Source organism: Allobosea sp. Leaf344, assembly GCF_001426225.1.
Taxonomy (GTDB): domain Bacteria; phylum Pseudomonadota; class Alphaproteobacteria; order Rhizobiales; family Beijerinckiaceae; genus Allobosea.
In genome coordinates, this window is the sequence record NZ_LMRT01000003.1 from 5,357 (window position 1) to 15,997 (window position 10,641).

Annotated in this window: 13 protein-coding genes; 11 read left to right on the forward strand and 2 right to left on the reverse strand. The window is 63.4% G+C overall.

All coding sequences use genetic code 11. From position 1 onward, the window contains the following. Together ASG72_RS21165 and ASG72_RS20255 are read left to right on the forward strand one after the other, a co-directional pair. Nucleotides 1-349 (forward strand): hypothetical protein (locus ASG72_RS21165; protein ID WP_210168555.1); only part of this gene is annotated, 349 nt, incomplete at its 5' end. Between the two features lie 19 nt (nucleotides 350-368). Continuing rightward, nucleotides 369-791: a MucR family transcriptional regulator gene (locus ASG72_RS20255; RefSeq protein WP_082540125.1), complete on the forward strand. Its 423-nt coding sequence runs from the start codon at nucleotides 369-371 to the stop codon at nucleotides 789-791. A 238-nt stretch (nucleotides 792-1,029) separates the two neighbouring features. On the opposite strand, the gene ASG72_RS20620 is transcribed toward ASG72_RS20255, so the two are convergent. Continuing rightward, nucleotides 1,030-1,326 (reverse strand): hypothetical protein, encoded by a 297-nt coding sequence (locus ASG72_RS20620; protein WP_156395823.1) that lies wholly within the window; start codon nucleotides 1,324-1,326, stop codon nucleotides 1,030-1,032. Between the two features lie 639 nt (nucleotides 1,327-1,965). Then, nucleotides 1,966-2,127 (reverse strand): hypothetical protein, encoded by a 162-nt coding sequence (locus ASG72_RS20625; protein ID WP_156395824.1) that lies wholly within the window; start codon nucleotides 2,125-2,127, stop codon nucleotides 1,966-1,968. A gap of 400 nt (nucleotides 2,128-2,527) precedes the next feature. Between ASG72_RS20625 and ASG72_RS05685 the strand changes: the two genes are divergently transcribed. The 9 genes from ASG72_RS05685 (at nucleotide 2,528) to ASG72_RS05725 (ending at nucleotide 10,474) form a co-directional block, all read left to right on the forward strand. Then, on the forward strand, nucleotides 2,528-3,028 hold the full coding sequence (locus ASG72_RS05685; protein WP_056710040.1) for a hypothetical protein: 501 nt from the start codon (nucleotides 2,528-2,530) through the stop codon (nucleotides 3,026-3,028). A 5-nt stretch (nucleotides 3,029-3,033) separates the two neighbouring features. Beyond that, complete coding sequence (locus ASG72_RS05690) at nucleotides 3,034-3,657, forward strand: ferric reductase-like transmembrane domain-containing protein (protein WP_056710041.1); 624 nt, start codon at nucleotides 3,034-3,036, stop codon at nucleotides 3,655-3,657. Between the two features lie 73 nt (nucleotides 3,658-3,730). Next, the gene (locus ASG72_RS05695) at nucleotides 3,731-4,438 is read left to right on the forward strand and encodes a GntR family transcriptional regulator (RefSeq protein WP_056710055.1); all 708 of its coding nucleotides are present in this window, start codon (nucleotides 3,731-3,733) and stop codon (nucleotides 4,436-4,438) included. After that, entirely contained in the window at nucleotides 4,435-5,544 is a 1,110-nt protein-coding gene (locus tag ASG72_RS05700; protein ID WP_056710043.1) for an isocitrate/isopropylmalate family dehydrogenase, read from the forward strand. The genes ASG72_RS05695 and ASG72_RS05700 overlap by 4 nt, the downstream gene beginning before the upstream one ends. A 16-nt stretch (nucleotides 5,545-5,560) precedes the next feature. Next, nucleotides 5,561-6,580, forward strand: coding sequence for a Gfo/Idh/MocA family oxidoreductase (locus tag ASG72_RS05705; protein WP_056710045.1), 1,020 nt, complete (start codon nucleotides 5,561-5,563; stop codon nucleotides 6,578-6,580). Nucleotides 6,581-6,647: 67 nt separating this feature from the next. Beyond that, nucleotides 6,648-7,661, forward strand: a complete 1,014-nt coding sequence (locus ASG72_RS05710) for a TRAP transporter substrate-binding protein (RefSeq protein WP_162246198.1) — start codon at nucleotides 6,648-6,650, stop codon at nucleotides 7,659-7,661. Next, nucleotides 7,661-8,215: a TRAP transporter small permease gene (locus ASG72_RS05715; protein WP_056710049.1), complete on the forward strand. Its 555-nt coding sequence runs from the start codon at nucleotides 7,661-7,663 to the stop codon at nucleotides 8,213-8,215. Before ASG72_RS05710 ends, ASG72_RS05715 begins: the two co-directional genes overlap by 1 nt. Nucleotides 8,216-8,219: 4 nt before the next feature. Then, on the forward strand, nucleotides 8,220-9,506 hold the full coding sequence (locus tag ASG72_RS05720) for a TRAP transporter large permease (RefSeq protein ID WP_056710050.1): 1,287 nt from the start codon (nucleotides 8,220-8,222) through the stop codon (nucleotides 9,504-9,506). Continuing rightward, on the forward strand, nucleotides 9,503-10,474 hold the full coding sequence (locus ASG72_RS05725; RefSeq protein ID WP_056710053.1) for an SMP-30/gluconolactonase/LRE family protein: 972 nt from the start codon (nucleotides 9,503-9,505) through the stop codon (nucleotides 10,472-10,474). Before ASG72_RS05720 ends, ASG72_RS05725 begins: the two co-directional genes overlap by 4 nt. Nucleotides 10,475-10,641: the final 167 nt, after the last annotated feature.

Here is a 10,641-nt window from a genome sequence, read left to right on the forward strand (position 1 = left end):
TGGGCTCGCTTCGAGCAAGATCGGCCAGCTCAACGACCTCGTCGCCGCCTTCCGCACCGGACAGGAGCTGGCGGCGCCGCAGCAGCGCGTTCAGGCCCCGGCCCAGGCTCCCGCGCGGGCTCCGGCCCCCGCCCGTGCCCCGGCACCGGCACGCCGTCCGGCCTCGGAGCCCGAGCGCCTGCGCGCCATGGCCGAAACCGCCTTCACCCCGGCCAGGAAAGTCGCCAACAGCCGCGGCGGCGACGCCGGCTCGGAAGCAATCTTAACAAGTTTCCTTAGAAACTGCAGACGGGGGATTTGCGAATCGCGAGACATCTGCTGTTTTGCTTCACATAACGGAAGCGCCTGATGAGCGGAAAGGGGCCGTGATGCTTGAGAGTGATCGAGACCTTATCGAGTCTGCCGCGGCCGTCGTGTCCGCGTATGTGTCAAACAATAGTGTTACAGCCGCCGAGCTTCCTGGCCTGATCGGTCGTGTTTATGATGCTCTGTCGGCGTTGGGAAAGGAGCCTGATGCGCTTCCTGTTAAGCTACTGGTTCCTGCTGTTTCGATTAAGAAGTCGATCACGCCTGATTACCTGGTTTGTCTTGAGGACGGGCTTCAGTTCAAGTCGCTGAAGCGGCATTTGCAAACCAGATACGATCTCTCACCGGAACAGTATCGGGCGAAGTGGTCGCTGCCATCCGACTATCCGATGGTCGCGCCGGCTTACGCTGAGAGGCGTTCCGCTCTCGCTAAGGCAATGGGGCTCGGACGCAAGGCGGGCTCGTCGGTTAGGAAGCGTAGATAATAGACCACGGTAACCAGTCAGGGGAAGGTACGGGATTTCTGCGACTGCTCGTCCTTTGCTAACCGCCCACCAGCTCCAACACGTCGTCAAGCCAACGAGCGACTGGTCGAGGCGGTGAACGCTGCTGTGCCATGCTGAAGGAGTTAGCAGTCAGCGAGGGCAGCGTCATTAAACCGGAATTGCCTGAGGTGCCGCGATTCGTGACACAGTATGTCACCAGGATAATAGCGTTCTTAGCTCAAAAATCCTCTCTATCCTGCGCCATTTCTTCCCACAAAAGAGCCTGCGAATACGCGATCGATTGGTCTCGTTGTTCGGGCGTCAAGGGGTCTTTGAATATATATGGTGGTTTCTCTCCAACCCCGAAGCACTCATACAGGACGTACCAACCGTTGCTGAACATGCAGTGGCTTTTCGGGATGCCCTTTTCAGGAGTCCAGTCAGTGGTATCAAAGTCATAATATACATCGCAATTGATCCAACGGTTCGCGTTCGGATCTTGAAGATATTGGCAGGCAAAATCGCCATAGTGCACCTCTCTCTTTGTCTCTCTGTTTGCCGTCATTGCGGCTCAGCAGATGGCCGCCCGTTCCGGGATCGGCTCGGGCAGATAGTAGCGCCGAGATAGCGACAGAGACAGAGAGTGTCATCGGCCACGCAGCCGACGGCGACCAATTGCAAGACTGGATGTCGCTCGACGAGGCAAGCAATGCCTTCCGAGATCAAAGGGTGATCATCGACGATGGCTACAGAACGCCTATCCATCTCACCCTCCCAAGCATGCGGGACGGCCTACGGTAAGTCGACTGAAGGCGACTGTAAATAATGGGTTAAGGCCTTGGTTAAGTTGTTCGCAAGGGGGGGTATCCACACCGCAACTGCGCACCAGGAGCGGGACTCTACTGCCACGCGGATAGACTGAGACGAGGTCGAAGTAGGCCAGTCTTTGGAAGATTTCGTTTGGGGCCATGGTCCGCTGTAAGGACGACAGAAGGTCGGATCGAAAAGCCCCCGGGAACCAATACTCGCAGGTGATCGGGCTCGGTTGGATTTGCGTTCTCGAATACCTGCACGACAATCCACCCTTCACCCGCCACAGGTCCATCCTGTGTTCCTGGGGCCGCACTAGTCCAAATCGCCCAGTAAAATCCTGGTTGGCTTGGTCGACCTGCAGTCATAAACCTTGTCCCGCCGCGAATTTCGCCGGAGAATAAAGCAATGTGCGGCCGCGACAAGACGCTGCCGCGCGGCAGACTTCCGGAAACCAGTAGCTGTCTGCCGCCAATTTTGTCCTGATCTGCTCGCGCTGAACGAGCGCGACTTCGCGAATTGGCATGTCGGCCGATCCTTCAGGATTTGGCGATCGCCATCGAGTGGAAGCTTTGGAGAGCCCTCCGGCAGGCGACCCGAACCAAGTGGTTGGGAGAGCTTTCGCGGCAATGATCGAGCACCATGCGGCGTGGATAGCTGTGGAGAGCCATGTTGGCTACCGCCACCCGGGCACGCTTCCGGATGAGCGTCTATGGGCCAGGGACGAGGACATGCTTGACGCTTTAACAGCGGGGCCAAGCCGTAAAGCGGGCGTCGGAACGAAGAATTCCTCGTCAACAATCGTCACGAATCTGTGTGCCCTCCTCGCCGACGAGATTTCGCCGAGTAGCTTCGCTAGGACCGCACGGAAACGGACATTCCGTATCATTGCGGATCGGCTGTCACCTCGATGCACGGAGCAATCGATGCTGCCCATTTCCACTACACGCCGCGGCCTGTTGATTGCCGGGGCCGCCTTCGGCGCGACGGTGCTGACGGAGGGCGCGCCGGCACTTATCCAGTCGGCGCAGGCGAAGGGTTTGGCGCCGACCGACTCGATGCGCGGCGGCGCCAATAATTATCGGCCGGGTGCACCTATCGTCGAACGCATCGGCAATGGCGGCTTCTGGATGTCCGGCACGGTTCGCCGGGCTGGAGACGGCGCACCGTTGGCCGGCATTCGCATCCAGATCTGGGCCCATACCACCGAGGGCTACGAGACCGATGCAAGAAGCCATGGCGCGACGCTGACCGACGCCAATGGCGTGTTCCGTCTTGAGATGCCACAGATCATCCCGGCTTTCGGGCAGGCGCACGGCCATCTCGCCTATGATGGTGGAGCCTTCAAGACCGTGTTTCTGCGCCCTGTGATGCAGAGTTCCCATGACAAGAGCCTCAAGGCTGACTTCGTGCTTCAGTCGGCGTGAAACGCATGCCGTCATTCAGGGCGGCCCTCATCTGGGCCGTTGTCGCGGTCGCACTGATCGTTCCGCTCGCCCTCGCTGCGACAAGCCCGCTGCTCGCGTGGCGTGGGCCGACCTATATCGTGGCCGGTTTCGCTGGTGTCTTGGCGCTGGCGCTGGTTTTGCTGCAGCCCCTGCTCGCGGCCGGGTATCTGCCGGGGTTCCCGGTCCCGCGCGGGCGTCGGTTGCATCGCTGGGTGGGGGCGGCGCTCGTTGCAGCAATCATCGTTCATGTCGCCGGGCTCTGGCTGACCAGCCCGCCCGACGTCGTCGACGCGCTTCTCTTCGACTCGCCCACGCCGTTCTCGGCCTGGGGCGTCGTCGCCATGTGGGCCGCTTTCGCCGCGGCGCTGCTCGCCGCGCTGCGCCGGCCGCTGCGCATCAAACCGCTGCTCTGGCGTCTCGGCCACACCGTGCTCGTCGTTTTGGTCGTCCTGGGTGGGGTCGTCCACGCGCTGCTGATCGAAGGGACGATGGGCAGCAATTCCAAGCTCGTGCTCTGCGCGCTTGTCGTCGCCGCCACCGCGGTCGCGCTGGTCGATCTTCGCGCCTGGACGTTGCTGACACGACGAAAGCCGCAAGCCCGGCGCTAAAAAACTGCCACCTGCACAACCCACCAGCACCGATGCAGTGTCGGCATTAGCGCATACGTTAATGGACGCACAGATGATCTCTTTGGCCGGATACCATGGGACCGAGGATCATGGGCGCCCTCCGCGCTCGTCTGAGGCCGTCTATCTGAAGCTCAAACAGGCGATTCTCGACAACCACTATCCGCCCGGGGCTCAGATCTTAGAGAGCCAAATCGCCTCTGAATTCGAGGCCTCCCGCACGCCTGTGCGGGAATCCTTCGTTCGCCTCCAGCAGGAGGGGCTGCTGGAGATCGTGCCGCGGCACGGGGTACGCATTTCGGCGTTGTCGCCGGGCGACATGCGCGAAATCTACGAAGTTCTTATGTCGCTCGAGCCGACCGCGGTCGAACTGCTCGTGGCGCGCCGGCCCGACCGCGTTGAGTTGTCCGGTCTTGTCCGGGCCTGCGACGACATGGAGAAGGCGTTGGCGGGTCCGCAGCCTGATCTCGTCGCCTGGGCCATGGCCGATGAGCGCTTTCACATGAGCCTCGCCAGGCTATGCGGCAACAAGCGGCTCGCCGCGATGATCCTGACAGTATGGGACCAGGCCCATCGCGCACGCATGTTCACGCTGTCGCTGCGGCCTCTGCCCCTACAATCGACCGCCGAGCATCGCGCCGTGGTCGATGCGATCCTCGCCGGTGACGGCGAACGCGCGCGCGACCTCTATTTCGCCCACCGAAAGCGGGGCGGCCACGAACTAACCACCATCATCGAACGCCACGGAATCCAGCGTCTATGACACCGAATTCGTTCCATCTCGCGGTGATGCCAGGTGAAGGCATCGGCATCGAAGTCATGGAGGCGGCTTCCGCCGTGCTCGCAGCCGTCGAGGACCGGTTCGGCCTCTCATTCCGGCCCGAGACGATCCCAGGCGGCGCGCATCACTACCGCGAGACCGGAGCGACCCTGCCCAAGAACGGCATCACCCGCGCCGGTGAGGCCGACGCGATCTTGTTCGGTGCGATGGGTTGGCCCGATATCCGCTACCCCGACGGCACCGAAATCGCGCCGCAACTCGATCTGCGCGTCGCCTACTCACTTTTTGCCGGAGTGCGCCCGATCCGCGCCATCCCCGGCGTGCGGCTGGCGCTCGCCGACGAGCGCGCCAAGACGATCGACCTCGTCATCGTGCGGGAATCGACCGAGGGGATGTTCGCCTCGCGCGGCAAGGGCGAGATCATCGACGACCGCGAAGCGCGCGACACGCAGGTCATCACCCGCGCGACGACGGAAAAGCTGACTGAGTTCTGCTGCAACCTCGCCCGCCGGCGCCGCGAGAGCCGCGGGACACCGGGCCGCGTCACGCTGGTCGACAAGGCCAATGTCTTCCTCTCCTTCGCCTTCATGCGGAAGGTCTTCTACGAGGCTGCGGCCAATCATCCCGATATCGATGCCCGCCACCACTATGTCGACGCGATGGCGCTCGATCTCGTGCGTCGGCCCTGGGATTTCGATGTGCTGCCGATGGAGAACCTATTCGGCGATATCCTGTCGGATCTCGGCGCCGGCTTGATCGGCGGCATGGGCTTCGCGCCCTCGGCTGATATCGGCGCGGCCAACGGCATGTTCCAGCCGAGCCATGGCACGGCGCCCGACATCGCCGGGCGGGGCATCGCCAACCCGACCGCGATGATCCTATCCGCGGCGATGATGCTCGACTGGCTCGGCGAGACGCGCGGCAGCCAGGCGGCCGTCGATGCCGGCCGCGCCATCGAGAAAAGCGTCGATCATGCCTTCGGGACGCTCGGCCTGCGCAGTCACGACATCGGCGGCTCCAACGGCACGGTCGAGATCGGCCGGGCGGTCGCCGAGCTCATCCGCAGCGGCGAGGCGGATCCGCAATGACCGGGAGGTCTCAGTCATGACGATTGCGGTCGCCATCGCGGGCTGCGGCTATTTCAGCCGCTTCCATCAGGACGCTTGGAGCCGGATCACGGATGTGCGCGTCGTCGGCATCGCCGATCGCGATCCGCAGAAGCGCGCCGCCGCCGCGGCCCTGTTCCCGCAGGCTCGTGCCTTCGCCGAGGCGGAAGTGATGCTCGACGAGACGAGGCCCGACCTGATCGACATCGTCACGCCGCCGCAGACCCATCTCAACCTCGTGCGGGCGGCGTCGAGGCGCAAGGTGGCGATGATCTGCCAAAAACCGCTGGCGCCGGCTCTGCCCGAGGCTCAGGAACTGGTCGAGACGGCCGAACGGGCCGGCGCGCTGCTCGCCGTACACGAGAATTTCCGATTCATGCCCTGGTTCCTGGAAACCGCCCGGCTGATGACGGCCGGGGCGGTGGGAACGCCGCTGAATATCAGCTTCCGCCTGCGGCCGGGCGACGGCCAGGGCCCCGACGCATATCTGTCGCGCCAGCCCTATTTCCAGACGATGCCGCGCTTCCTCATCCACGAGACCGGCATCCACCTCATCGACGTCTTTCGCTTCCTGATGGGCGAGATCACCGGGGTGTTCGCACGGCTGCGGCGGATCAACCCGGTCATCGCCGGCGAGGACGCCGGTCTGGTGATCTTCGACTTCGCCAGCGGCGCGGCCGGCCTGTTCGACGGAAACCGCCATGTCGACCATCCGGCGAAGGATACGCGGATGACGAATGGCGTGCTGCTGGTCGAGGGCACACAAGGCGTGATCCGGCTCGACGGTTTTGGACGCCTCTTCGTCCGCCCGCGCGGAGGGGACGAGTACGAGCACGCCTATGACTGGGAGGATCGCGGCTATGGCGGCGACTGCGTCTACCGGCAGTCGCGCCACATCGTCGACCATCTGTCGACCGGCGCGCCGCTGGTCAATTCAGGCCGCGACTACCTGCGCAATCTCGACATCGAGGAGGCGATCTACCGCTCCGCGGCGGAGGGCCGCTTCGTTTCGCTTTGAGTTCCACGAGAAGGCGGCGCCAAAGCCGCCCGGCTGGCCGAACACCACCACATCCTGGGAGGATATGATGACCAACAGACGCGATCTCTTGAAGGGCTCGGCCGCGGCCGGCCTCGCCATCACCGGCTTTCCTACCATCCTGCGGGCGCAGAGCGCCAAGGTGCTGCGCTTCAGCCACACCGACACCTCGGTCGGAGCGCGCCAGCAGGCGGCGGAGATGTTCGCCGCCGCGGTCGAGAAGTATACGCAGGGCCGCTACAAGGTGCAGGTCTACCATTCGGGCCAGCTCGCCAACGACGCCAAGTCGCTCGACCAGCTCCAGATCGGCGGGCTCGATTTCGCCGTGACGGGCGTCGTGACCTTCACCCCGCATGTGAAGGATCTTTCGCTGATCGCACTGCCCTACCTCGCCGAGAACTACGAGCAGGGCTGGAAGCTCTATGACACCTCTCCCTTCATCGCCAAGCAGGCCGCGGCGCTGCCGGCCAAGGGCATGCGGATCATCGGCAACTGGGAGGCCGGCTTCCGCTGCTTCACCACCAATTTCCCGCTGAACAGCCCGGCCGACGCCAAGGGCAAGAAGCTCAGGATCGCGCCGGTCGAGATGATCCGCTGGATCATGGAATCGATCGGTTTCTCGCCGGTGGTGATGCCGGTGACCGAGGTCTATCTCGGCATCCAGCAGAACACCGTCTCTGGCCAGGAAAACCCGATCGATACGATCTTCTCGCAGCGTTTCTACGAGGTGGCAAAATTCATCACTTTGTCGAACCACGTCTATTCACCTCTCTGGCTCGCCGTGGGCGAGCGCGCGTTCAAGGGCATGACGGCGGGCGACCAGGAGGGCGTGATGAAGGCCGCCAAGGAGGCCGGCGACTGGAACCGCCGTGAGGTCCGCGCCAATGACGATAAGTTGCTGGCCGAGATGACGGCCAAGGGCGCGACAATCGTCAAGCCCGATCTCTCCGCCTGGAGCAAGGCCGCCGAGGGGGCCAACGAGCGCGCCCGCAAGGAATTCGGGGCGGCGGCCGTCGATCAGATGATCGGGGAGGCTGCGGCCATCCGCAAGGCCATGGGCTGATGGCGACGCCCGACATCGGGGCCGCGGTCGGGTCGTTCTATTTTTACCGTCCCGGCCGGCCTGAACCGGCGGTCCTTCGCCTGCTCGGCGACGCGATCGATATCGTCGTCACCGGGCTCGCGGTCGTGCTGCTGCTGGTCATGTTCGCCAATGTCGCGGCCCGCGTGCTGCTCAACAGCGACATCGCCTGGAACACCGAGTTCGGAGAGTTCGTGCTGCTCTGGGCGACCTTTCTGGGAGGAGCCTCGGCGGCGCGGCGCGGCGCTCATATGCGCATCACCGAGTTCGTCGAGGCGATGCCACCGGCCTGGACCCGCGTCGTCGAGATGGCGACGCGGATCGGCGTTATTGTGCTGCTCGGCTTCCTTGTCTGGTACGGCTGGAACATCGCGCAGGGCACGATGGAACAGGAGATGACGGTGCTGCACTGGCCGATGGGCGTGCAATACCTCGCCATGCCGGTCGGCTCAGGTCTGGCGCTGGTCTACGTCATCTACGAGGCGTCCCTGCTGGCGCGGGGCGAACCGATCCCTCAAGAAGCCTTCATGGACTAGGAACATGGTTCTCGCCGTCATCTGCGCGATCTTCTTCGCGCTCGCGCTACTCGGCATGCCGCTGGTCTGGGCGCTGCTTCTTACCACGATCTCGACGATCTGGATCTTCGGCCAGGGCTATCCGCTGGAAGCGATCTTCCTGTCCTACCTCTCCAGCGTCGAGCCGCTGCATCTGGCGGCGATCCCGCTCTTCATCTTCACAGGCGAACTCATTACCCATGGCGGCGTCGGCAAGCGGCTGATCGACTTCGCCCGTTCGCTGCTTGCCTTCATGCCGGGCGGGCTCGGCGTCGTCACGGTATCCGCCTGCACGATGTTTGGCTCGGTGTCGGGATCGGCAGTCGCCGACTCGGCCGCGATCGGCTCGATCATGGTGCCGCGCATGGCAGAGCGCGGCTATCCACGCGCCTTTGCCGGCGCGCTGATCGCGGTCGCCGGCACCATCGGCGTGCTGATGCCGCTCTCGATACCCCTGCTGGTCTATGGTTTCGTCGGCAACGTCTCGATCCGCGAGTTGCTGGTCTCCGGCGTCTTTCCGGCCTTCACCCTCGCGTTTGCACTGATCCTTCTGTGCATCTGGAAGGGACGTTCGCTCGGCTGCGACCTTGGCGGCGCGATGCCGAGCCGGGCCGAGATCTGGCGCAGCTTCGTCGCGATCCTGCCCGCCTCGGGAATGCCGGTCGTGATACTTGGCGGCATTCTGAGCGGCATCTTCACGCCGACGGAGGCCGCCTCGGTCGCGGTTTTCTACGGGCTCGTTCTGGCACTCTTCGTCTATCGCGAGGTCAAGCCGCGCCAGGTTCCGGAGATGCTGCTGCACTCCTTCCGCACCAGCGCGGTGGTCATGCTCGTCGTGGGTGCGACCGGGGCCCTGTCCTGGCTGATCACTGTCGAGCAGATTCCCGCCAACCTTGCCGCCGCGATCCTGCATATCTCGGAGAACAAATACGTCTTCCTGCTTTTGCTCAACATCGCGCTGATCCTGGTCGGGATCTTCCTCGAGCCCCTGCCGTCGCTGATGCTGACGGCGCCGCTCTTCATACCCACCGCCAAGGCCTTCGGCATCGACCCGGTCCATCTCGGGCTGATCATGGTCTTCAATCTGGTGATTGGGCTCTACACGCCGCCTGTCGGCGGAACGCTGTTCGTCGCCGCCAAGATCGCGCGCGTCGGCATGGTCGCGATCTCGCGCGAACTGATCCCGATGTTCGCGATCGCGCTCGTCGTTCTTTTCACCGTCACCTATGTCGAGGCGATCCCGATGACTCTGGTCTGGTTCATGCGCGGATGAACCAGATCCCGCTCTCCGAAGTCTCGTTGCTCGGCGAGGGGCTGGTCCGCCCCGAATGCGTTCTGGCGACGCAAGCCGGTGATCTCTACACCGCCGACTGGCGGGGCGGTGTCGCGCATCTGAAGCCCGATGGCTCGCAAGCTCTCTACGCAGGTACGACGGCCGATCTTCCCGAGGGGCTGCGCCCCAATGGCATCGCGCTGGAACCCGACGGTTCCTTCCTGATCGCCAATCTCGGCACCGAGATCGGTGGCGTCTGGCGGCTGGCGCGGGATGGCCAGGTCGCGCCCGTTCTCACCGAGATCGACGGCCAGTCCATTCCACCGTCCAATTATGTGATGCGAGACCGCGGAGGGCGGCTTTGGCTCACCGTCTCGACGCGAGTCAAGCCGCGTTCGCTGGACTATCGACTGGATTCATCGACCGGCTTCGTCGTGGTGCTGGACGAACGCGGCGCGCGGATCGTCGCCGACGGGCTGGGCTTCACCAATGAATGCCAGATCTCCCCGGACGGACGCTGGCTTTATGTCAACGAGACCTATGGAAGGCGGCTCAGCCGCTTCCCGATCAGCCCTGGAGCGAGCTTGGGGTCAAAGCAGGTTATGCATGAATTCGGCGAGGGCCAGTTTCCCGATGGCTTGGCTTTCGATGCCGAGGGCCAGGTTTGGATCGCCGGCGTGATCTCGAACCAGCTTCTGCGGCTCGACTCGGAGCGTAGTACTGTCGAGACCATACTCAGTGAGACGGACGCTGAGCATGTCGCATGGGTCGAGAAGGCTTTCCAGGCCAATAAACTGGGCCGCCCTCACATGGACACCAATCCCGCGAAGAAGCTACGCAACCTGTCGAGCATCGCATTCGGTGGCACGGACCTTCGAACCGGCTATCTAGGCTGCCTGCTGGGCGACCATATCGCCCAAGTTCGACTCCCGGTGACCGGGGCTGCACCCGTCCATTGGCACTATTGAAATTAGCTGGTCTTGGCCATGCAACCCGTCGCACGGTCCAATTGCGCCACAACTTGACATTTGCTCAATGCCGACAAGCGGACATCAGCAAATGCGTCGATGATCTCGACGATGCAGCCAGTTGGCGGATCTCGCCTTTGCGTAAGGCGGCCCGCATCTAGCCCTTC

Coding starts and splice junctions, on each gene's coding strand:
- ASG72_RS20255 (WP_082540125.1), top strand. CDS start 369: ATGCTTGAGAGTGATCGAGACCTTATCGAGTCTGCCGCGGCCGTCGTG.
- ASG72_RS20625 (WP_156395824.1), bottom strand. CDS start 2,127: ATGCCAATTCGCGAAGTCGCGCTCGTTCAGCGCGAGCAGATCAGGACA.
- ASG72_RS05685 (WP_056710040.1), top strand. CDS start 2,528: ATGCTGCCCATTTCCACTACACGCCGCGGCCTGTTGATTGCCGGGGCC.
- ASG72_RS05690 (WP_056710041.1), top strand. CDS start 3,034: ATGCCGTCATTCAGGGCGGCCCTCATCTGGGCCGTTGTCGCGGTCGCA.
- ASG72_RS05695 (WP_056710055.1), top strand. CDS start 3,731: ATGATCTCTTTGGCCGGATACCATGGGACCGAGGATCATGGGCGCCCT.
- ASG72_RS05700 (WP_056710043.1), top strand. CDS start 4,435: ATGACACCGAATTCGTTCCATCTCGCGGTGATGCCAGGTGAAGGCATC.
- ASG72_RS05705 (WP_056710045.1), top strand. CDS start 5,561: ATGACGATTGCGGTCGCCATCGCGGGCTGCGGCTATTTCAGCCGCTTC.
- ASG72_RS05710 (WP_162246198.1), top strand. CDS start 6,648: ATGACCAACAGACGCGATCTCTTGAAGGGCTCGGCCGCGGCCGGCCTC.
- ASG72_RS05715 (WP_056710049.1), top strand. CDS start 7,661: ATGGCGACGCCCGACATCGGGGCCGCGGTCGGGTCGTTCTATTTTTAC.
- ASG72_RS05720 (WP_056710050.1), top strand. CDS start 8,220: ATGGTTCTCGCCGTCATCTGCGCGATCTTCTTCGCGCTCGCGCTACTC.
- ASG72_RS05725 (WP_056710053.1), top strand. CDS start 9,503: ATGAACCAGATCCCGCTCTCCGAAGTCTCGTTGCTCGGCGAGGGGCTG.